Source organism: Novosphingobium sp. Leaf2 (assembly GCF_001421325.1).
GTDB lineage: Bacteria > Pseudomonadota > Alphaproteobacteria > Sphingomonadales > Sphingomonadaceae > Novosphingobium.
On record NZ_LMJY01000018.1, the window covers coordinates 65,223 to 85,221 of the forward strand.

Sequence of the window (19,999 nt, forward strand, 5' to 3'; positions counted from 1 at the left end):
CTAAGTTTTCCGCGATTGATTACTCCTGCAAACCCCAAACGCAGGAGATTATCACATGGGTCGCGTACTCATCATCGCTACCAATGGTTTCGAGCAGAGCGAACTGACCGGTCCGCGCGACGCGCTGAACGAAGCAGGCATCGAAACCGTCGTCGCCAGCCCCGAAGCCGGCGAGATCAAGGGCTGGCAGCATACCGACTGGGGCGATCCGGTGAAGGTCGACAAGACGCTGGATCAGGTCAACGCCGACGAGTTCGACGCCATCGTGCTGCCCGGCGGTCAGATGAACCCGGACGTACTGCGGATGGACGAAACCGCCGTCGGGCTGGTCAAGAGCTTTTTCGATGCAGGCAAGCCGGTCGCGGCGATCTGCCACGGTCCGTGGTTGCTCGCCGAGGCGGACATCGTGCGCGGGCGCACGGTCACCAGCTGGCCCTCGATCCGCACGGATTTGCGCAATGCCGGCGCCAACGTGGTGGACGAGGAGGTGTCGGTTGACGGCAATCTCATCACAAGCCGCAAGCCGGACGACATTCCAGCATTTTCCAAAGCGATCATCACGGCGATTAAGGACGCTACGGCGTCCGTAGCAGCCGCCTGAACGTAGGATTGGGATGGCGTCGCGTGCGGGCAAAGCCCCGCAGGCGGCGTCAGCCTATCTGCATGTTCCGGACGACGGCCGGGATGCGCACCGCAATGCCATCAAGCTCCGGGGTCAATTCAATCTGGCAAGACAGGCGGCTGGTGCTGGTGACGCCGGCTGCAAGATCGAGCAAGTCTTCCTCGTCCTCGGAAGCCGGGGCCAACTTGTCGAACCAGTCCGGCGAGATGATCACGTGGCAGGTGGAACACGCCATCTGGCCTTCACACGTGCCTTCGAGCGGCATGCCGGCATTCTGCGCCACTTCCAGCAGACGCGATCCGGCCTCGGCCTGTGCCGTGACCCGTGATCCGTCCAGATTTACGAACTGCACGTTAACCAAGTCATACTCCCTGCGCCGCTGCCGCGGTTTCTATCTGTGCGCAGGCATCCTCGATTTCCCGACTGTCACTATACCGACCAAATCCGAGACGGATAGAGGCTTTGGCATCCGCGTCCGACAGCCCCAGCGCGCGCAGGACGTGGCTGGGCCGGCCCGATCCGCTGGCACAGGCGGAGCCGGCAGAGAACGCTATGGTCCGCAAATCCGACATCAGCCGCGCCACGTCCAGTCCCGGCAGCCGCACGTTGAGATTGCCGTGCCAGCGCTGGGTGTCGGACCCGTTGAGCGTCCATCGGGACAGGACCGCACGGGCGCGATCCCACAGCATAGCTACATGCGCCCCGTCCTCCTCCACGCGCGACGCGGCGAGCGCGGCGGCGGCACCGAAACCGGCGCACAGCATCGGGCTCAGCGTGCCTGAGCGCAGGCCCTGCTCCTGCCCGCCGCCATGAATGACCGGCGCAAGGTCCAGCCCGTCGCGCATCCACAGCGCGCCGATGCCCTTGGGGCCGTAGAGCTTGTGCGCGCTGATCGCGATCAGGTCTGCATTCGCCGGCGGCGCGATCTTGCCGGCGCCCTGCACCGCATCGCACAGGAACAGCGCGCCCGCATCGTGCGCGCGGGCGGCAAGCTGCGCCACCGGCTGGATGGTCCCGATCTCGTTGTTGACCTGCATCACCGCGGCGATCCCGGTGCCCACCGGGATCGCCGCGTCCGCCGCTACCAGTCCTTGCCCATCGACCGGCAAAACGGTGAGCGCAGAATCCGTCGCCCGCGCAGTATCCAGCACCGCCGCATGCTCGATCGCAGAGACGGCGAGCGTGCGCGCCCGGCTGCCAAGGATCGCCAGGTTGATCGCCTCGGTCGCGCCGGAGGTGAAGATCACCCGGCCCCCGGTCGGCAGCAGCGCGGCGACGTGCGCTCGCGCCACCTCGACCGCAGCCGCCGCCGCCCGGCCCGGACGATGCGGGCTGTGGGGATTGGCAAAGCCGGCAGTGCCCGGTCCGCCCAGCCACGGCAGCATCGCCTCGCGCGCTTCGGGGGCAAGCGGCGTGGTCGCCTGATAATCGAGATAGATCATGCGTTTGCCGCAACCCATGCCTGTGCGAAAGCATCGAGATCGGCGGGCGTGGTGTTCCACCCGATCGAAACCCGCACCGTGCGCTTCGCGACGTCCGGGGCGATGCCGAAACCCTGCAGCACCCGGCTTGGCTTCAGCGTGCCGGACGAACAGGCGCTGCCTGCGGAAATCGCGAACCCCTGCGCGTCCATGCGGATCAGCATCGCCGTGGCCGAAATGCTGCGCGCCGCGACCGCCACGATGTGCGAGCATTGCGCCCCCAGCCGCAACACATCGCCGCCCGCGCCCAACTGCGCGCCAAAAGCCAGCCGCTGGCTTTCGGTGGTTGTCCAGGCCTCCATTGCGCCAGCATCCAGCGCTGCAGCAAAGGCCAGAGCGCCGGGGAGGTTTTCCGTGCCCGCGCGATAGCCGCGCTCCTGCCCGCCGCTCGGCTCCAGCATAGCGAAATCGCGCACCAGCAGCGCGCCGATCCCCACCGGGCCGCCCAGCTTGTGGGCTGAAACCACGACCATGTCCGCATCGGGCAAGGCAGTCTTGCCCGCCGATTGCGAGCAGTCCGCCAGCAGCACCCCGCCCGCCGCGCGAACCTGATCAGCCAAGGTATCGCCGGGGGCCAGCAGCACCGTCCCCGTTTCCGAATTGATCGACTGCACTGCCACTACCGCCCGGCCTGGCAGGGCGAGCGCGGCGGCCAGCGCCTGCGGATCGAGCGCGCCGTCCGTCATCGGCATCGCCGCAGCGTCCGGCGCGGCCCGCCACACCGCATCATGCTCCACCGCAGAGGCCAGCCGACGCACCGCCTTGGCGCGGCCCAGCCCGATCGCCAGCGCCTCGCTCGCGCCGGAGGTGAAGATGACCTCGCCCTGCCAGCCCAGCGCCGCCTTCACCCGCGCCCGCGCATCCTCCAGCGCGCTGCGTGCCGCGCGCCCTGCCGCGTGCGGGCTCGATGGATTGGCCCAAAGCCGTGCGCCATCGATCCACGCATCGCGCGCGGCCGGCAGCATCGGCGTGGTCGCGGCATGATCGAGGTAAATGGTAATTGTCGAAGCTCCGAAACGGCAGGTGCGTGGGAAAGTTGTCTTTGCGCGCAAGCTTTCTATATAGCGAGCCTTCCGTTTTTCCACTCCTGCCACACGCGGCCCGCGCGCCGCCTGCGCAGGGGTTCCAAAGGTCAGGCCGCAACAGACATGCCCGCAGTCATTTTTCCCGGCCCCGAAGGTCGCCTCGAAGGCCGTTTCCAACCCGCATCGCGTCCCCGTGCGCCGGTGGCGATGATCCTGCACCCGCACCCGCAGGCCGGCGGCACGATGAACGATCGCATCACCCAGAACCTGTACAAGACGTTCGTGAACCGTGGTTTCGCCACGCTGCGTTTCAACTTTCGCGGCGTGGGCCGCAGCCAGGGCAGCTTTGACAACGGCATCGGCGAACTGTCCGATGCCGCCGCCGCGCTGGACTGGGTACAGTCGATCCATCCCGAAGCGTCCACCACCTGGATCGCGGGCGTATCCTTCGGGGCGCTGATCGGCATGCAGTTGCTGATGCGCCGCCCGGAAATTCGCGGTTTCATCTCGGTCGCCCCGCCGGCCAACATGTATGATTTCAGCTTCCTGGCGCCCTGCCCGGCTTCCGGCATCATCATCCAGGGCACCGGCGATACGGTGGTAACGCCCAACGCGGTGCAGAAGCTGGTCGACAAGCTGCGCACGCAAAAGCACATCACCATCCACCACGACGAGATCCCGCGCGCCAATCACTTCTTCGAAAACGAAGGCCCGGAGCTGATGCGCTCGGTCGACAATTACCTCGACATGCGCCTCTCGCCGGATTGCCCGATCAAGTAAGCGGTGCCGCCGGGCTAAGCGTGGTTCAGCCCGGTTTGCCCGCTTCGGCGGACAAGGTGCGGCCATCGGGGGTGGGCAATGTCCAGATCACGATGTTGACGATCATCACCGCCGCCAGCCCCAGCATCAACAGGGCCTGGCGGCGACGGCCACCCCGCCGCAACAGGAGGATCGCGCCGATAATCAGCGCGGCGGCGGTCAGTACGAGAAGCGATAGCGCGATATCCATGCCCGCGATCTAGCACGACCTGCGCAGACGACGCGAGAGGGTCTGCACAACCGGCAACGCGGTTTGACACCCGCTGCAAGCCCCGGCATCCTCCCGCCCATGACCCACGATTTTGCGCCCCTGACGCGCCGCCACGCCCTCAACGTCCTGGCTGCCGGAACCGCCCTGCTGTCCTTGCCCGCCCGCGCCGCCGTAAAAAGCGGCTCTGTCAACGTCGACGCCGTGCTGGACGATATCGCCTGGCGCCTGCTGGATCATACTCCCGAAGGCGCGACCAGCCTTGGCGTCGATACCGGCACCCATGCCGGGCTGCGCGCGCGCCTTGAAGATCGCTCGCAGGCGGGGCGCGATGCCTATGCAGCCACCTTGCGCCGTAGCCTGGTGGCGGTGAACGCGATAGACGCCGCGCCACTCGATCACGCGACACGCACCAGCGTTGCTGTCGTCAAAAGCGCGTTCACCACCGCGCTCGATGGGTTTGCGCTGCCGTATGGTGATGTGGCGGTGGGCGGCTGGCGCAACACGCCCTACGTCGTGATCCAGAACGTGGGCGCGTACCTCGACACCCCCAAGTTCCTCGATGCGGATCATCCGGTGCACACCCGTGAAGATGCGGACGCCTACATCGCCCGCCTTTCGAAGTTCGATGGCCAGCTTGACGGTGAACTGGGGCGGGTGAAGGCGGCGGCGGCCTACGGGCTGGTGCCGCCCGATTTCCTGCTCGATCGCGCGATCGCGCAGATGACCAGCACGATCGCAGAAGCGCGCGCCGATGGCGGCGGCATGGTCACCTCGATCGCCCAGCGCACCACGCAGATGCGAGGCACGTGGGCTGCAGATGCCAAGCGCATCGTTTCAGGCAACGTGGTCCCCGCGCTGGAGCGGCAACTGGCGGAACTGCAGCGCCAGCGACCTTTGGCCAAAAGCGATCCTGGGATGCGTGAGCGCCCCGATGGCCCCGCGTTCTACGCCTGGGCTTTGCGCGCCAGCACCACCACGCAAGTTCCGCCTGACGAGATCCACCAGCGCGGACTGCAGGAACTTGCCGCACTACACGCGCGTATGGAGCCGATCCTGCAGTCGCTGGGCTACACCACCGGCACGGTGGGCGCGCGCATGGCGGCGTTGGGGCAGGACAAGCGCTTCATGTTCCCGGCCGGCGACCCGGGCCGGGAGGAGATTCTGGCCTTCATCCGCAAGCGGATAGACTGGATCCGCGCGCAGATGCCGCGCGCGTTCCGGGTTCTGGTGTCCGGCAACGTGGAAGTGCGCCGGCTGCCTCTGTCCGAAGAACCCGGCGCACCGGGCGCGTATGGCGGGGCGGGGTCCAAGGACGGCACGGTGCCGGGCAAGATGTGGATCAACCTTGGCACCACCGATCTTCACCGCAAATACGACCTTCCCACCCTTGTCCATCATGAGGCTATTCCCGGGCATGTGTGGCAAGGCGAATATGCCAACAAGCTGCCGCTGATCCGCTCGATCCTGGCGTTCAACGCCTATTCCGAAGGCTGGGCGCTGTATGGCGAACAGCTGGCAGACGAACTGGGCGCCTACGATACGGATCCGGTTGGCCGCTTGGGGTATCTGCAATCGCTGGCCTTCCGCGCCTGCCGTATGGTCGTGGATACGGGCCTGCACGCCAAGGGCTGGACGCGGGATCAGGCAGTACGGTTCTTCATGGAGAAGAACGGCAACAAGCGTGAGGAAGTGGCCAGCGAGGTCGATCGCTATTGCTCATGGCCCGGGCAGGCCTGCGGCTACAAGATGGGCCATTCGCAAATCGTGGCGCAGCGCGCCCGCGCGCAGCAGGCGTTAAGGACAGCGTACGACCTGCGCGATTACGATCAGGCGGTGGTAGACGGCGGCAACGTTCCGCTCGACGTGCTGGCCCAGAATGTCAGCGAATATATCGCCGCCAAGCGGACCTGACGACTGATCGGCATGGAGCCACCAAAACGTTACCCCATGCCGCATGCCATCAGCTTTTGCCGAACAGGCCCTTGGCCATGCCGGTCAGGTCGTCCATCACGCTGCCATCGCCGTCCTTGTCGAACAGGCTGGCGACCTTGCCGGGGTCTGCCGCCAGGGCGCTGGCGAACTGGCCTAGCGAGCCCTCGCCGCCGATCTGCTGAATGATCTGCTGCACGGTGCCCACGTCCAGCCCGCTGCGTTCGGACGCGAGCTGTGCGGTGTCACCGTCCTGCTGATGGGCGATGCCCAGCGCGGCGATGGCCTTTTCCGCCACGGCGGGATCGAGGCCCAGCTTGCCGGCAAGGTTGGAAACATCGGGATGGCCGCTGACCTGGCTGATGATGCCGTCGAAAATGCCCATGATAGTCGAACCTCCTACGTAATGCGGACCCTTGATATGGGGGCAAGGCGTGACCGGCGAAAGGCGCTTGCCCTGCGATGCCAGGATTTTCCTACATCGCTGCAGCCTGCTACGATCCGTTCGGTTCTTTGTCAGCGTCAGACAGCGTCCATCGCGATCGCACTTCGCACACGCGCCTCACGCATGACTTTCATCAACAAAAGCCTTCGCCCCATACGCAAAAGGCTCCGGAGCCGATGCTCCGAAGCCCTTTCACGAATTTAATCCGGCTGCGGATCAGGCGGCGACCGGGGCTGCCTTGCGCACACCTTCGTCGACGTGATCTTCGAACTGCTCGAAGTTGTCGATGAACTTGCGCACCAGTTCCTGCGCGGTCTTGTCGTACTCGGCCGGGTCGGCCCAGGCGCCGCGTGGATCGAGCAGCTTGCTGTCCACACCCTGCACGGCCACCGGAACCTCGAAGCCGAAGTTCGGATCTTCGCGGAACTGCGCGGCATTCAGGCTACCGTCGAGCGCGGCGTTGAGCAGAGCGCGCGTGGCCTTGATCGGCATGCGCTTGATGCCTTCCATCGTGGCCTTGCCGCCGGACCAGCCGGTGTTGACCAGCCAGCACTTCACGCCGCCCTTGGCGATCCGCTCTTTCAGCAAGTTGCCGTAAACCGACGGATGGCGCGGCATGAACGGCGCGCCAAAGCAGGTGGAGAATGTGGCTTCCGGTTCGGTAACGCCGATTTCCGTGCCCGCAACCCGCGCGGTGTAGCCGGACAGGAAGTGGTACATCGCCTGGTCAGGGGTCAGCCGCGCGATCGGCGGCAACACGCCGTATGCGTCTGCGGTAAGGAAAATGATGTTCTGCGGCACCGGCCCCAGGTTCTTTTCCGAACAGTTCGGGATGAAGTCGATCGGATAAGAGCCCCGGCTGTTTTCGGCCAGCGAGGCATCGTCCAGATCGATCTCGCGCGTGACGGGGTCGATAACGACGTTTTCCAGCACCGTGCCGAAACGGCGGGTGACGGCGTAGATTTCCGGCTCGGCCTCTTCCGAAAGGCGGATCATCTTGGCGTAGCAGCCGCCTTCGAAGTTGAACACGGCGGTGTCCGACCAGCCATGCTCGTCATCGCCGATCAGCGTGCGGCTGGCATCGGCGGACAGCGTGGTCTTGCCGGTGCCCGAAAGGCCGAAGAACACGGCGGTATCGCCATCCGGCCCGATGTTGGCCGAACAGTGCATCGGCATCACGCCGCGCGGCGGCAGCAGATAGTTGAGGATGCCGAAGACCGACTTCTTCATTTCGCCGGCATAGGCAGTGCCGCCGATCAGGATCAGCTTTTCCGAGAAGTTGACCGCAACCACCGTTTCCGACCGAGAACCGTGACGGGCCGGGTCTGCCCGGAAGCTGGGCAGGTCGATGATCGTATATTCCGGCGCGAAGTCTGCCAGTTCCTGCTCCGTCGGGCGGACCAGCAGCGTGCGGATGAACAGGTTATGCCAGGCGAATTCGTTGATGACGCGCACTTTGACGCGATGCTCGGGCTGCGATCCGCCGAACAGGTCCGCAACGTACAGCGTGTCCTTTTGCGCCAGCGCGGCCATGAAATCGTCCTTGAGCGCGGCAAAATGCTCGGGCGTCATGGGCACGTTGGTCTTGCCCCACCAGACGGTATCTTCCGTCTCGGCATCGCGCACGATGAACTTGTCCTTGGCCGAACGGCCGGTGTGCTTGCCGGTTGCGACCACAAAAGGACCGCCTGCGGACAACACGCCTTCCCCGTTCTTCACCGCGTGTTCGACAAGGGGGGCGGTACCCAGGTTCGCAAACACGTGGGCTTTGGTTTCAATACCCTGTTTTGCCAGTGGGTAGCTAAGCGAAGCAGTCAAAGTCATCTCCTCCAAGATGGCGCCGACAGGTGTTCCTGTTTGCGCAAACCGACTCGTGCGCAAGAATCGGGCCGCAAGAAAGCGGCAGCATCTATGTCGGTCAAAACGCAACAAAATGAAACCTCGAACGCAACCGTTCAGGCAATCCTAGGTATTCCCGGCCCGAAGGTTCTCGCGATTGCGTACCTTGCGCCCAGCGGGTAGGCAGCATGGTTCGATGCCCAATCAAGGATCCTGCTGACGCCCATGGCCGATGCATCAAGTCTCCCAGTCCCGGCGGAAGAGCCGCCCCCTACCGCCCGCCAGCAGACGATCGCGCTGGTAGACGACGACCGCAATATCCTGACCACGCTATCCATCGGGCTGCACGCCGAAGGTTTCGCCACCCGGCTTTACGCCGACGGTGAAACGGCGTTGAAAGCCCTGCTCGAAAACCCGCCTGACCTTGCCATCTTCGATGTCAAGATGCCGCGCATGGATGGCCTGGACCTGCTGCAGGCCTTGCGTGCCCACTCTCGGCTCCCGGTGATCTTCCTTACCTCCAAGGACGAGGAACTGGACGAGGCGCTGGGCTTGGCGATGGGCGCGGACGATTACATCGCCAAGCCGTTCAGCCAGCGCCTGCTCGTGGCGCGGATCCGGGCCATCCTGCGGCGCAGCGATCTGGCTCGCGCACAACCCGACGCCCCGTCACAGGCGAACTTGCCCGAACCGGTGGTCCGGGGAAGGCTTCGGCTGGATCCCGCCCGTCATCAGGTGACCTGGGACGGCAAGCCGGTATCGCTGACCGTGACCGAGTTCCTTATCCTGGAGGCGCTGGCGCAAAGGCCCGGCGTAGTGAAAAGCCGCAACCAGTTGATGGACGCGGCCTATTCCGATGACGTCTACGTCGATGATCGCACCATCGACAGCCACATCAAGCGCCTGCGCCGCAAGCTGCGCGCCGTCGATTCCGAGTTTTCGGCCATCGATACGCTTTACGGCGCCGGTTACTCGTTCTTCGATGCGACGTAACAACCGCCGCCTGCCGATGCGGCTTGCCATGTCGTGGAGCGGGTCGCTCACAGCGCGCATCCTGGCGGTAAACGTGATCGCCCTCGCCCTGATGGCCGGCAGTCTGTTCTATATCGACAGCTACCGCAACGAACTGCTGGCCGAACGCTATCGCCTGGCCAAATCCGAAGCGGAGATTACCGCTGACGCCCTGGCCGGCCAGCCCCCTGCAAAACGGTTGAGCCTGATCGCGCGGATCGGGGCGGAGCAGTCCTTGCGCCTGCGGGTATTCGATCCATCCGGGCGCCTCACGGCTGACAGCTTTGCCTTGTCCGGCCCATCTTATACCCTGATCGATCCGGCATCGGAGCCTTTGCTGCAGGACGCCGCCCGCATGCTCGATCGCGCGATGGACTTCGTGCTGGGCGCCCCCCGCCTGCCTGAGTATCGCGACCCAGCCGACACCAGCGCGCGCGCCTGGCCCGAAGTCGCGGCAGCCTTGGCGGAGCGCAAGACCTGGATCAGCCACAAGGCCGCGCCGGATCGCACCCCGGTCATCATCGCGGCCACCCACGTGGGCGATGACGGTTCGGCGCTGCTCATCACCCGCAACGCGCGCGACATTACCGAAAACGTGCGCATGGCGCGCCAGACCCTGGCGATCATCCTGGGCGGCGCCCTGGGTATCTCTATCCTCCTATCGCTGTTTCTGGCCCGAACGATCGTGGAACCGCTGCGCAAGCTGGTGCGCGCCGCCGTGCGGGTGCGGCTGGGCCGCGATCGCAGCGTGGTGGTGCCCCGCCTGCCCGACCGCCGGGACGAGATCGGCCTCCTGGCCCGCGCGATTTCCGACATGAGCGGGGCCTTGCGCCAGCGGATCGACGCCGTCGAAAGCTTTGCGGCTGACGTGGCGCACGAAATCAAGAACCCGCTGACATCACTGCGCAGCGCGCTCGAAACGCTCGACCGGGTGGAACAGCCCGACTTGCGCGAACAATTGCTCCGCATTGCCCGCGATGACGTGCGCCGCATCGATTTTCTTGTCACCGAGATCGCCGACGCCAGTCGCATCGACGCGCAGCTTAGCCGCACGATCTTCGAACCGGTAGACATGGGCCGTCTTGTCGTGGCCCTGGTGGGGGAGCGCGAGCAGCGCGCGGTCAACGGCGGCTGCGCGGTTTCCATCACCCGTGATTCGAACAGTGACCTCACCGTGGCCGGCGACGCGCCGCGCCTTGAACGCGTGCTGCAGAACCTGCTGGACAATGCGGTGTCTTTCTCGCCGCCCGGCAGCGCCATCGAGATCGCGCTGTGGACAGAAGACAACCGGGTAAAGATCGCCATTGCAGACCACGGCCCGGGCATCCCTGAAGCCGCGCGCGAACGGGTTTTCGAGCGTTTCCATTCGCTGCGCCCCGATCGCGAGGAATTCGGCACGCATAGCGGCCTCGGCCTCGCCATCGCCAGAACCATCGTCGAAGCGCACTATGGCCGCTTGGTCGCCACCGACCGCACGGACGGCGCGCCTGGTGCAAGACTGGTCATCGCGCTGCCGCGATGGGAGCAGGAGCGATGACGCCTGCACCATCCCCGCGCCAGTCGACATGCGTTGCGATCGACGGGCGCGCAGTCCTGATCGAAGGCGCGCCCGGCGTCGGCAAGTCGGACCTTGCGCTGCACCTGATCGATCGCGGCGCGGTGCTGGTCGGCGACGATTCCATCTCACTTGAACGGGTTGGAAATCGACTCGTCGCCCGCCCGCATCCCGCCACCCATGGTTTGCTGGAAGTACGAAACCTCGGGCTGCTGCGTTTCGCGTGTCTGGAGGCTGCCCCGGTCTGCCTGCTGCTCACGCTCGACCACGACGCCCCTCGCTTTATCGAAACGCCGGAAACGATAACGGTCAACGGCGTCGCCTTGCCGCACGTCCGGCTTTGGCCCGCTGCCGGCGCGATAGCCATCAAGGCGGAACTTGCGCTGAGGCGGATGGGCCTCGCCATTTAGCTAGGCGTCCTTTGCAATTACCGTGAGCGCTCCTCTTCCATTTCCATCCCGCATGGCGCACATAGGTTTAACCATGGGGAACGCACCGGCCCACCGGCCTGAATCCAACGACAGTCCCACCCAGCGACAGCGCGTGCTGCTGGTCACCGGAATGCTGGGTGCCGGCAAGACCACTGCATTGCGGGTGCTTGAAGATCTGGGCTGGGAAATCGTAGACAATTTTCCTGTCCGCATGCTCGAAGCCATGATCGATGGTGCACGCGATGGCGATCCAACGCCGCTGGCTATCGGGTTTGATTCCCGCACGCGCGGCTTCGATCCGACCCGCGTCATCAACCAGGTAAAAGGCCTGACCCAGCGCACCGACATCGAGTTGACCACGTTGTTCCTCGATTGCGCAAGCGGAGAACTGGAACGGCGCTACAACGAAACCCGCCGCCGCCACGCACTTGCTGCCGACGCGCCGGTCTCCACCGGCATCCGTGCCGAGCGGGATCTGCTGGCTCCGCTGCGGCGATGGGCAGACCTGCTGATCGACACCAGCGATTTCACCTCCAACGACCTGCAGCGCGCGATTCGCGAGCAGTTCAGCGGCAGTGGACCGGACGAACTGACGGTCACGGTGTCCAGTTTCGGCTTTTCGCGCGGGATGCCGCCCGTGGCCGATCTGGTGTTTGACATGCGATTTCTGGACAATCCCCACTGGGACCCTGAGCTGCGCCCACAGACCGGAAAGGACGCTCCGGTTGGTGAATACATCCGCACCGATCCGGCCTGGGACGAGGCGTTTACGCGGATTCGCGATCTTATCCTGATGCTGCTCCCGCGCTATCGCGCCCAGGGTAAGGCGTATGTGCATATCGCTTTCGGGTGTACCGGAGGGAAACACCGTTCGGTTTTTACCGCCGAGCAAATGGCAGCGGCCTTGCGCCGGGCCGGATTTTCGCTCACATTGCTGCACCGCAACCTGGGCTCTCGCGCGGCTGACTTTCTGGAAGGAGGGCAGCGGCGTGGGAATGAGGGCAATGTCCCGGGGCAATTGCAGCAAATTCGGAGCGCACCCCCGGCATGATCGGCTTGATTCTGGTTACTCACGGCAATCTGGCCGAGGAGTTCGTACATGCGATGGAGCATGTGGTGGGCGATCAGCCCGACGTGGCGACCGTGTGTATCGGACCCAACGATGACATGGAACGCCGCCGCGCGGAAATCGCCGAGGGCATCGCCCGCGTCGACAGCGGCCAGGGTGTGATCGTGCTGACGGACCTGTTCGGCGGCACCCCGTCCAACCTCGCGATTTCCCTGATGCAGGCTGGCAAGGTCGAAGTGATTGCCGGGATCAACCTGCCGATGCTGATCCGCCTCGCCAAGGCGCGCGCCTGCATGCCGGTGCGCGAAGCGGTGGCAGCCGCGCGCGATGCCGGGCGCAATTACATCACGATCGCCAGCGAATACCTGGGGCAGGATGCATGAGCGAATGCCGCGACTCGGTTGAGATCGTCAACAAGCGCGGTCTCCATGCGCGGGCCAGCGCAAAGTTCGTGGGCCATGTCGCCGAGTTGCCTTCCTCGGTCAAAGTCACCGTCAGCAAGGACGGCATGTCCGCGGAAGGCGGCTCGATCCTGGGCCTGATGATGCTGGGCGCCGCCAAGGGCGATACCGTTGAAATCGCCTGCTCCGGCGAAGGTGCGCAAGACGCGCTGGCGGCCTTGGGCGATCTGGTGCGCGGCGGCTTCGGGGAAGAATGACGGGCAGCGCGTAGTGTCGTTTCAACACGAAAACAGCGGTGCTGAACGCCGCACCATCACCGGCTTTTCCAATCCTGTCGTGAAGTTCCTGCGTTCACTGCGGGACAAAAAGCACCGCAAGCGCGAACAGCGTTTCCTGGCGGAAGGGCTGCGGCTGCTCACCGATGCGCGGGAGGCCGGAATCTTGCCGGAAACGCTGGTGATGGCGATCGGCCGTGATCCGCACCCGCTGCTGTCTGAACTGGAAGCGGCGGTCCATGCCGCTGGTGGCGACATCATCGAAATGGATGTCGACATTCTCGCCAAAGTGACCGGCAAGGATAACCCCCAGGCAGTGGCCGGCGTTTTCGCCGAATTCGATACGCGGCTTTCCAACCTGAACCGCAACGCCGCCCCGATCTGGCTGGTGGCGCAGGCGCTGCGCGATCCGGGTAACCTGGGCACGATGCTGCGCACCGGCGACGCGGTCGGTGCCGGTGGGCTCATCCTGATCGACGATTGCGCGGACCCGTTCTCCGTTGAGGCGGTGCGCGCCAGCATGGGGGCGATCTTCACGCAGAAACTGGCGATCGCCCGGTGGGACGAATTCCATGACTGGCTGCGTACCGGCACCGGGCAACTGGTTGCCGCGTCCCTGCGCGATCCTACCGATTACCGGCAGGCACCGTACGCCGCACCGTGCTTCCTGATGGTCGGCAACGAGTCGCAAGGGCTGCCCGCAGCCTACGAACAGGCTTGCGACTTGCGGGTAACCATCCCGATGTTGGGGCGCGCTGACAGTCTCAACGCCGCCGTGGCCGGCGCGGTGTTGGCATACGAGGCGCTCGCGCACTTACGTAAACCGTAGCAGCCCAGAGCGGGCGATTGCCGCCCGCCTATTCCGCAGCTTCGGCGATGTCGTTCGATCCATGCGCCAGGCTCACCGGCGCTTCAGCAAAACGGGGCGCTGCTTCGACGAGCGGCACGTCCTCCGAAATCTCGCGCTTGCCGATCTTGATGTGCTTTTCGCTGAGCCGCCGAGCGCGGCTGAGGACGTTACCCTCGTACGTGCGCGCAAAATCGTTGAAGCTGTTGACGGCACGGCCAAGGTGCGTGCCCACTTTGCCAAGATCGTCCTGTGTCTTGGCAAGGCTATCGTACAAATCGGCGCCCAGCCTGCCGATTTCCCGCGCTTCGCGCGCCAGACCTTCTTGCTGCCAGACTTGCGCGATCGTGCGGGCAATGGCGACAAGATTGGTAGGGCTGGCGAGCAGCACCTTGCGATCGAAGGCAAAATCCCACAGCCCGGAATCGTTATCCAGTGCCGCGGCAATGAAATGTTCGCCCGGCACGAACATGATGACGTAATCGGGCGCATTCTCGAACTGGCTTTGGTAGCTTTTGGCACCCAGAGCCTGGATGTGATTGCGCATCGACGCGGTATGCTGGGTGAGGCAGGCAAGCCGCGTCGCCTCGTCCTCGGCCTCGAACGCGTCCTGGTATGCGTTCAGGGAAACCTTAGCGTCTATCACCAGTTGCTTGTTACCGGGGATGCGCACGATAGCATCGGGGCGCAGGCGCCCTTCTTCGGTGTTGATGGACTGTTCGGTTTCAAAGTCGGTGTGTTCGGTAAGCCCGCACTGCTCTAGAACATTCTTGAGTTGCTGTTCGCCCCACCGCCCACGCGCCTTGGGCGCATTGCGCAGGGAATTGCCCAGCCGCAGCGCTTCGGCCCGCACCAGTTCCTGCCCCACGCGCAGCGCCTCGATCTGTCCGGTCAACTGCCCGAAGGCATCGACGCGCTTGGCTTCCAGCGCGGCAACCTGCTCCTCGTAACTTTTCAGGCGCTGGCCGACGGGTGCGAGAATGGCGTTGATCCGCTCGGCGCTGGATTTTTCGCTCTGCTCGAACCGCTCACCGGCCCGGCGCAGGAACGCTTCCTGCGCGCCCGCCAGCACTTTGGCCCCGGCGTTCTCGAATTCCTTGCGCAAGGCTTCCTGCGCTTCGATGAGCAGGCGCTTCTGTTCGTCAAAGTTGGCCGACTTTTCCCGCAGCGTGAAAAGCTCGTCGGACAAATCCCGCTGTTCGCGCAACAGCGCGTCCTGCCGTGCGGTATGTTCGGCGCGCACTTTGTCCAAACCTTGCGTCAGTTCGGCGCGCGTGCGCTCCAGCATTTCGGATGCTTCGCTGCGAAGCCGCGCGGTAGCCGCTTCGTGTTCGCCGCGCGCCCGTTCGAGCGCCTGTTCCAGCGCATCCGCCCTTCCCGCGCGCTCCCGCGCCGCTTCCAGATCAGCGAACGTGCGCAAGTATTTGGCATCGCCTTCACGTGCCTCGCGCTCACGATTTTCCGCTTGCTGGCGCCACTGTGCGACGGGGCGAGATCCGAAAATCCAACCGGCAATCAGGCCGACAACGACGGCAAGAATCGAGACGATTACGAGTTCCATCCGCTCCACATACACGGAACATTACAGGAACGCCAGATCCCTCTCGAAGTTTTCCACGCTCGCCGTATTGTCAGGCGGCCTTGCGCAGCTTGTCGAGCTTTTTCAGCGCCATCTGCCGTTTCAGACGCGACAAGTGATCGATGAAAAGCACACCTTCGAGGTGGTCCATCTCATGCTGCAGGCAGATCGCCATCAGCCCTGCCATGGCTTCTTCGTGGACGGTGCCGTCCAGATCCTGCCAGCGCGCGCGGATGCTAGAAGGGCGTTCCACGTCCGCGAAAATCTCCGGGACCGAAAGGCATCCCTCCTGATAGACGATGTGATCGTCGGACGGATCAAGGATTTCCGGGTTGATGAAGATCCGCGGTTCGCGCTTGGTGGGCTGATGGGTGTGATGATGGTCGCCGTGCGAATGGCACACTTCCGGCTCCGCATCCTCGTCCTCAGGCTGCAGGTCGATCACCAGCACGCGCAGCGGTACGCCTACCTGGATCGCGGCCAGACCGATGCCGGGGGCATCGTACATCGTCTCGAACATGTCCGCGACGAGCGTCTTGAGCGAATCGTCGAACGTTTCGACACGGGCCGAGACCTGCTTCAGACGCGGGTCGGGAACTTCCAGGATTTCACGAATAGCCATGTCCGCCAGATAATCGCCATGCGCACTTTTCGCAAGGTGGGGCCCGCGATCACGGTAATCGGTTCAAGCCACCGGGCGTCTGGCCCTGATCGCCTGGGCCAGCGTGCCTTCATCGAGGTAATCCAGTTCGCCGCCCACCGGTAGACCGTGGGCCAGCTGGGTGATGCGCACCGGCAGCCCTTCCAGCCGTTCGGCAATATAGTGCGCGGTGGTCTGCCCCTCCAGCGTAGCGTTCATGGCCAGCAGCACTTCATCCACGCCGCCCTCCTCCACCCGGCGCAGCAGGGTGTCGATCGCGAGGTCTTCGGGCCGCACGCCATCAAGCGCGGACAAGCGCCCGCCCAGCACGTGGTAGCGGCCGGTGAACAGGTGCGCGCGGTCAAGCGCCCACAAGTCGGCCACGTCCTCCACCACGCACAGCGCGCGCGGGTCACGGCGCGAATCGCGACAGATCGCGCACGGGTCTGTGGTGTCGACGTTGCCGCAAGTGCCGCATTCGACCAGCGCGCCGCGCACCGCCTCAAGTGCATCGACCAGTTGTACCAGCGCCGTTTCGCGCCGCTTGACCAGCCACAGCACGGCCCGCCGTGCCGAACGTGGGCCGAGCCCGGGCAGGCGCGCCAGGGCGGCGGTCAACGTCTCGATCTCTTGCGATGCCATGGATCGGGAGATAGGGGCTGCGCTTCGGGTTAGAAAGCCCGATTGCACGCCAGCCGCCGATTGCACGCTACACTAAGGAGTTTTCCCAAGGATGCGCATCGTTTTCATGGGAACGCCGGATTTCGCGGTGCCTACGCTGGTGGCGCTGCTGGAAGCCGGACACACGTTGCTGGCCGCCTACACCCAGCCGCCGCGCCCCGGTGGCCGGCGCGGCAAGGACCTGACGCCGTCGCCCGTACACCTGGAGGCGGAGCGGCGCGGCGTTCCCGTGCGGCATCCCGCATCGCTGAAAGGCGCCGACGCGCAGGCCGCATTTGCGGCGCTTGAGGCCGACATCGCGGTGGTGGCGGCCTATGGGCTGATACTGCCGCAGCCGGTGCTGGGCGCGCCGCAGCTGGGGTGCCTCAACGTCCACGCCTCGATCCTGCCGCGCTGGCGCGGTGCCGCGCCGATCCAGCGGGCGATCCTAGCCGGGGACCCGACAACCGGGATCACGATCATGCAAATGGAAGCGGGGCTCGACACGGGGCCGATGCTTTCCACCCTGCGCACCACGATCGGTCGCAAGACCGCTGGCGAGCTGACCGCCGAACTGGCCGACAAGGGCGCACGGCTGCTGGTCGGCACGCTTGAAGACCTTGCCGTCCACCGCGCCGTGCGTCAGCCGGAGGACGGCGTGACATATGCGAGGAAGATCGAGAAGAGCGAGGCGCGGCTCGACTTTGCGCAAGAGCCCGAGCAAGTGGAACGGCAGATCCGTGCATTCACGCCGACGCCGGGCGCATTTTTCGAACTCGAGGGCGAACGCTACAAGGTGCTCGCGGCGGACATCGTACCGGGCGATGGCACTGCTGGCACAGTGCTGGACGATGCGCTGACCATTGCCTGCAAAGGCGGTGCGATCCGGATCACGCGGATCCAGCGCGCCGGCAAGCCCGCGATGGCCGCGCAAGACCTGCTGCGTGGTCGGCCGATACCGCCCGGAACGGTGCTCGCTTGACGCGCTTTGCGCTGACCCTTGAGTTCGATGGCGCGCCGTTCATGGGGCTGCAGCGGCAGGCGCACGGCCCCTCCGTCCAGCAGGCGATCGAAGAGGCGGCGTTTGCGGTGACCGGCGAGGCGGCAAGCCTGCATGCCGCCGGGCGCACCGATGCGGGTGTCCATGCGCTGGGGATGCGCGCGCATATTGATATCGCCAAGCCGCTGTCTCCGTTCCGGCTGATGGAGGCGCTAAACGCGCGGCTGCGCCCGGCGCCAATTGCGGTGCTGGCGTGCGACGTGGTCAGCGAGGACTGGCATGCGCGGTTTTCCTGCGTCGGGCGCGCGTACGTCTACCGGATCGTCAACCGTCGTGCGCCGCTGACGCTGGAGCGCGGCAAGGCCTGGCAGGTGGGCAAGCCGCTTGAGGTAGCCGCGATGCAGCGCGCCGCACAGACGCTGACCGGGCTGCATGATTTCACCACATTCCGATCGACTCATTGCCAGTCGCGCTCGCCGCTGAAGACGCTGGACCGGCTGGCGGTGGAACGCGATGGCGATACGGTACTGATCGAGGCAGAGGCGCGCAGCTTCCTGCATCACCAAGTGCGTTCGATGGTGGGCTGCCTGGTGCTTGTGGGGCTGGGACGTTGGCGTGAGGAGCAGGTGGCACAGGCTTTGGCGGCACGCAATCGTCAGGCGCTGGGCCTTAACGCTCCGCCCGATGGGCTGTATTTCGCTAGGGCCATCTACCCCGGCGATTAGACTGTCCGGTTTTTGTGCAATTTGTCACAGAACCTGCGCGCGTTCCCGGCGTTCACCCCCGCAGAGCATCCGGGTGCCGGTTGCCTGGCAAGGTGTCGAAAAGCATGGAAGCCAAGGACGTATTTACCAAGCTGGACCTCGAACTGCGACCTGATCCCGCACGAACCGTGATCCGCCCCTTCAATTTTGAATACCCTGAACCGTATGCCAAAGAACGCCCGCCCCGCCCACGGGTGGTGTTGGAGCGGCTGATGGCTACCGACGACGAAACCCGCAACAGGATGATGGCGGTCGTCGCCGGCCCGATGCGCGAGCGCCATCGCAATGCCGACGCCACGTTTCTGCGGCAGATATCTGCCGTTTCGACGGATATTTGCGACGTGTCCCAACTGAACGAGCGCGACCGCGTGTTACTGGGCGCGTATTTCAGCCAGGAATATGCGTTCGAATCCGCCGCGTTGTTCAATCCCAGCATCGTCCTGATGCCAGCCGAGGACTCGTCCGACCAAGACCCGGAATTGAAAGTCAGGCAAGACGAAGGCGACGTGCGGTTCCTGCTGTCATTGCGCGGCATCGGCGAAGGACACGTATCGTCTGTCACGTTTCGCACCGGAACCTGGGATGGCAAGGAGGCCGTGAGCATAGACCCGGTCAGCTGCTACAGCGTGCCTCCGCGTATTGAGAGCGACAATGAAGGCTGGGTGCGGCTGCGTTGTGACGATAGCGAGGATGCGTCGGAAACGGTCATCTTCCCTGTCCTCCCATCCCAGCATCAGGGGGTCGAGGACTTGCGCATGGTCATCTTCACTGAGGATGACGGGCGCCAGTTCCTGATCGGCACCTATACGGCGTTCGACGGCAAGAGCGCCCGACAGGAACTGCTGCGCGGGGTGAACCGGCAGACTTTCGAGATGCGTGCGCTGGAAGGGGCGATGACGGCCACCAAGGGCATGGCCCTGTTTCCCCGGCGGATCGACGGCAAGTACGTGATGCTAGGGCGGCAGGACAACGAAAACATCTGGCTGCTGCGCTCGGACGATCTGTTCACCTGGGAGGAAGGGGAGCCGATTCTAGGCCCGCGCTACCCCTGGGAATTCGTGCAGATGGGCAATTGCGGATCGCCCACCGAAATCGACGAAGGCTGGCTGGTGTTCACCCACGGGGTCGGGCTGGTGCGCGGATACTGCATAGGTGCCTGCCTGCTGGACAAGGCGGACCCTTCCAAGGTGCTTGCCCGTACGGCGTCTCCGCTGATTTTCCCAAGTGCGGAACAGCGGGGCGGCTATGTGCCGAACGTGACGTATACCTGCGGCGTACTCGTGCAAGGCCGGCGTATCCTGCTACCCTATGCGATTGGGGACGAGATCACCGGCTTTTCCGTCGGCAATGTCGATGACCTGCTTAGCGCAATGGTGCCAGCGTAAACGACCTTCCA

22 protein-coding genes are annotated in these 19,999 nt (G+C 64.7%); 13 read left to right on the plus strand and 9 right to left on the minus strand.

Annotation, left to right across the window (positions count from 1 at the left end; all coding sequences use genetic code 11):
- Positions 1-55 precede the first annotated feature (55 nt).
- Positions 56-601, plus strand: coding sequence for a type 1 glutamine amidotransferase domain-containing protein (locus tag ASE49_RS13345; protein WP_056773429.1), 546 nt, complete (start codon positions 56-58; stop codon positions 599-601).
- A gap of 49 nt (positions 602-650) precedes the next feature.
- On the opposite strand, the gene ASE49_RS13350 is transcribed toward ASE49_RS13345, so the two are convergent.
- From ASE49_RS13350 to ASE49_RS13360, 3 genes are read right to left on the minus strand one after another with little or no spacing between them, the layout of a single operon-like run.
- Entirely contained in the window at positions 651-983 is a 333-nt protein-coding gene (locus tag ASE49_RS13350) for a 2Fe-2S iron-sulfur cluster-binding protein (protein ID WP_056773432.1), read from the minus strand.
- A 1-nt stretch (position 984) separates the two neighbouring features.
- On the minus strand, positions 985-2,064 hold the full coding sequence (locus ASE49_RS13355) for a cysteine desulfurase family protein (protein ID WP_056773434.1): 1,080 nt from the start codon (positions 2,062-2,064) through the stop codon (positions 985-987).
- Positions 2,061-3,098: a cysteine desulfurase family protein gene (locus tag ASE49_RS13360; protein ID WP_268778255.1), complete on the minus strand. Its 1,038-nt coding sequence runs from the start codon at positions 3,096-3,098 to the stop codon at positions 2,061-2,063. The genes ASE49_RS13355 and ASE49_RS13360 overlap by 4 nt, the downstream gene beginning before the upstream one ends.
- Positions 3,099-3,251: 153 nt before the next feature.
- Here ASE49_RS13360 and ASE49_RS13365 point away from each other — a divergent pair, with 153 nt between their 5' ends.
- A complete protein-coding gene (locus ASE49_RS13365; RefSeq protein WP_056773439.1) occupies positions 3,252-3,908 on the plus strand; it encodes an alpha/beta hydrolase in 657 nt (218 codons plus the stop codon).
- A 25-nt stretch (positions 3,909-3,933) separates the two neighbouring features.
- Here ASE49_RS13365 and ASE49_RS13370 read toward each other — a convergent pair whose 3' ends face one another.
- Positions 3,934-4,137, minus strand: a complete 204-nt coding sequence (locus ASE49_RS13370) for a hypothetical protein (RefSeq protein ID WP_056773445.1) — start codon at positions 4,135-4,137, stop codon at positions 3,934-3,936.
- A gap of 99 nt (positions 4,138-4,236) precedes the next feature.
- Between ASE49_RS13370 and ASE49_RS13375 the strand changes: the two genes are divergently transcribed.
- Entirely contained in the window at positions 4,237-6,069 is a 1,833-nt protein-coding gene (locus ASE49_RS13375) for a DUF885 domain-containing protein (RefSeq protein ID WP_056773447.1), read from the plus strand.
- Between the two features lie 49 nt (positions 6,070-6,118).
- On the opposite strand, the gene ASE49_RS13380 is transcribed toward ASE49_RS13375, so the two are convergent.
- Together ASE49_RS13380 and ASE49_RS13385 are read right to left on the minus strand one after the other, a co-directional pair.
- Positions 6,119-6,472, minus strand: a complete 354-nt coding sequence (locus tag ASE49_RS13380; RefSeq protein WP_056773449.1) for a hypothetical protein — start codon at positions 6,470-6,472, stop codon at positions 6,119-6,121.
- Positions 6,473-6,748: 276 nt separating this feature from the next.
- Positions 6,749-8,350 (minus strand): phosphoenolpyruvate carboxykinase, encoded by a 1,602-nt coding sequence (locus ASE49_RS13385; RefSeq protein ID WP_442946009.1) that lies wholly within the window; start codon positions 8,348-8,350, stop codon positions 6,749-6,751.
- Between the two features lie 246 nt (positions 8,351-8,596).
- Here ASE49_RS13385 and ASE49_RS13390 point away from each other — a divergent pair, with 246 nt between their 5' ends.
- The 7 genes from ASE49_RS13390 (at position 8,597) to ASE49_RS13420 (ending at position 13,942) form a co-directional block, all read left to right on the plus strand.
- Positions 8,597-9,364, plus strand: coding sequence for a response regulator transcription factor (locus ASE49_RS13390; RefSeq protein ID WP_056773452.1), 768 nt, complete (start codon positions 8,597-8,599; stop codon positions 9,362-9,364).
- The gene (locus ASE49_RS13395; RefSeq protein WP_056773455.1) at positions 9,354-10,919 is read left to right on the plus strand and encodes a sensor histidine kinase; all 1,566 of its coding nucleotides are present in this window, start codon (positions 9,354-9,356) and stop codon (positions 10,917-10,919) included. The genes ASE49_RS13390 and ASE49_RS13395 overlap by 11 nt, the downstream gene beginning before the upstream one ends.
- Entirely contained in the window at positions 10,916-11,347 is a 432-nt protein-coding gene (locus tag ASE49_RS13400; RefSeq protein WP_056773458.1) for an HPr kinase/phosphorylase, read from the plus strand. The genes ASE49_RS13395 and ASE49_RS13400 overlap by 4 nt, the downstream gene beginning before the upstream one ends.
- Positions 11,348-11,420: 73 nt before the next feature.
- The gene (gene rapZ / locus ASE49_RS13405) at positions 11,421-12,419 is read left to right on the plus strand and encodes an RNase adapter RapZ (protein ID WP_056773460.1); all 999 of its coding nucleotides are present in this window, start codon (positions 11,421-11,423) and stop codon (positions 12,417-12,419) included.
- Positions 12,416-12,820 (plus strand): PTS sugar transporter subunit IIA, encoded by a 405-nt coding sequence (locus ASE49_RS13410; protein WP_056773462.1) that lies wholly within the window; start codon positions 12,416-12,418, stop codon positions 12,818-12,820. The genes rapZ and ASE49_RS13410 overlap by 4 nt, the downstream gene beginning before the upstream one ends.
- Complete coding sequence (locus tag ASE49_RS13415) at positions 12,817-13,095, plus strand: HPr family phosphocarrier protein (protein ID WP_056773465.1); 279 nt, start codon at positions 12,817-12,819, stop codon at positions 13,093-13,095. The genes ASE49_RS13410 and ASE49_RS13415 overlap by 4 nt, the downstream gene beginning before the upstream one ends.
- A 13-nt stretch (positions 13,096-13,108) precedes the next feature.
- Positions 13,109-13,942 (plus strand): TrmH family RNA methyltransferase, encoded by an 834-nt coding sequence (locus ASE49_RS13420; RefSeq protein ID WP_056773469.1) that lies wholly within the window; start codon positions 13,109-13,111, stop codon positions 13,940-13,942.
- A 28-nt stretch (positions 13,943-13,970) separates the two neighbouring features.
- On the opposite strand, the gene rmuC is transcribed toward ASE49_RS13420, so the two are convergent.
- From rmuC to recR, 3 genes are all read right to left on the minus strand, one after another.
- Complete coding sequence (gene rmuC, locus ASE49_RS13425) at positions 13,971-15,521, minus strand: DNA recombination protein RmuC (protein WP_056773471.1); 1,551 nt, start codon at positions 15,519-15,521, stop codon at positions 13,971-13,973.
- A gap of 70 nt (positions 15,522-15,591) precedes the next feature.
- Entirely contained in the window at positions 15,592-16,161 is a 570-nt protein-coding gene (locus ASE49_RS13430) for a peptide deformylase (RefSeq protein ID WP_056773475.1), read from the minus strand.
- A gap of 63 nt (positions 16,162-16,224) precedes the next feature.
- Positions 16,225-16,821, minus strand: a complete 597-nt coding sequence (gene recR / locus ASE49_RS13435; RefSeq protein ID WP_056773479.1) for a recombination mediator RecR — start codon at positions 16,819-16,821, stop codon at positions 16,225-16,227.
- A 91-nt stretch (positions 16,822-16,912) separates the two neighbouring features.
- Here recR and fmt point away from each other — a divergent pair, with 91 nt between their 5' ends.
- The 3 genes from fmt (at position 16,913) to ASE49_RS13450 (ending at position 19,988) form a co-directional block, all read left to right on the plus strand.
- A complete protein-coding gene (gene fmt, locus ASE49_RS13440; RefSeq protein ID WP_056773481.1) occupies positions 16,913-17,821 on the plus strand; it encodes a methionyl-tRNA formyltransferase in 909 nt (302 codons plus the stop codon).
- On the plus strand, positions 17,818-18,564 hold the full coding sequence (gene truA, locus ASE49_RS13445) for a tRNA pseudouridine(38-40) synthase TruA (RefSeq protein ID WP_056773484.1): 747 nt from the start codon (positions 17,818-17,820) through the stop codon (positions 18,562-18,564). The genes fmt and truA overlap by 4 nt, the downstream gene beginning before the upstream one ends.
- A gap of 104 nt (positions 18,565-18,668) precedes the next feature.
- Positions 18,669-19,988, plus strand: a complete 1,320-nt coding sequence (locus ASE49_RS13450) for a glycoside hydrolase family 130 protein (RefSeq protein WP_056773922.1) — start codon at positions 18,669-18,671, stop codon at positions 19,986-19,988.
- Positions 19,989-19,999 lie beyond the last annotated feature (11 nt).

Bases quoted from the DNA above. Each gene is read 5' to 3' on its own strand.
- ASE49_RS13375 (WP_056773447.1), top strand. From the start codon at position 4,237: ATGACCCACGATTTTGCGCCCCTGACGCGCCGCCACGCCCTCAACGTC.
- ASE49_RS13380 (WP_056773449.1), bottom strand. From the start codon at position 6,472: ATGGGCATTTTCGACGGCATCATCAGCCAGGTCAGCGGCCATCCCGAT.
- rmuC (WP_056773471.1), bottom strand. From the start codon at position 15,521: ATGGAACTCGTAATCGTCTCGATTCTTGCCGTCGTTGTCGGCCTGATT.
- fmt (WP_056773481.1), top strand. From the start codon at position 16,913: ATGCGCATCGTTTTCATGGGAACGCCGGATTTCGCGGTGCCTACGCTG.
- ASE49_RS13355 (WP_056773434.1), bottom strand. From the start codon at position 2,064: ATGATCTATCTCGATTATCAGGCGACCACGCCGCTTGCCCCCGAAGCG.
- recR (WP_056773479.1), bottom strand. From the start codon at position 16,821: ATGGCATCGCAAGAGATCGAGACGTTGACCGCCGCCCTGGCGCGCCTG.
- ASE49_RS13410 (WP_056773462.1), top strand. From the start codon at position 12,416: ATGATCGGCTTGATTCTGGTTACTCACGGCAATCTGGCCGAGGAGTTC.
- ASE49_RS13345 (WP_056773429.1), top strand. From the start codon at position 56: ATGGGTCGCGTACTCATCATCGCTACCAATGGTTTCGAGCAGAGCGAA.
- ASE49_RS13415 (WP_056773465.1), top strand. From the start codon at position 12,817: ATGAGCGAATGCCGCGACTCGGTTGAGATCGTCAACAAGCGCGGTCTC.
- ASE49_RS13430 (WP_056773475.1), bottom strand. From the start codon at position 16,161: ATGGCTATTCGTGAAATCCTGGAAGTTCCCGACCCGCGTCTGAAGCAG.
- ASE49_RS13400 (WP_056773458.1), top strand. From the start codon at position 10,916: ATGACGCCTGCACCATCCCCGCGCCAGTCGACATGCGTTGCGATCGAC.
- ASE49_RS13370 (WP_056773445.1), bottom strand. From the start codon at position 4,137: ATGGATATCGCGCTATCGCTTCTCGTACTGACCGCCGCCGCGCTGATT.
- rapZ (WP_056773460.1), top strand. From the start codon at position 11,421: ATGGGGAACGCACCGGCCCACCGGCCTGAATCCAACGACAGTCCCACC.
- ASE49_RS13395 (WP_056773455.1), top strand. From the start codon at position 9,354: ATGCGACGTAACAACCGCCGCCTGCCGATGCGGCTTGCCATGTCGTGG.
- ASE49_RS13390 (WP_056773452.1), top strand. From the start codon at position 8,597: ATGGCCGATGCATCAAGTCTCCCAGTCCCGGCGGAAGAGCCGCCCCCT.
- ASE49_RS13365 (WP_056773439.1), top strand. From the start codon at position 3,252: ATGCCCGCAGTCATTTTTCCCGGCCCCGAAGGTCGCCTCGAAGGCCGT.
- ASE49_RS13450 (WP_056773922.1), top strand. From the start codon at position 18,669: ATGGAAGCCAAGGACGTATTTACCAAGCTGGACCTCGAACTGCGACCT.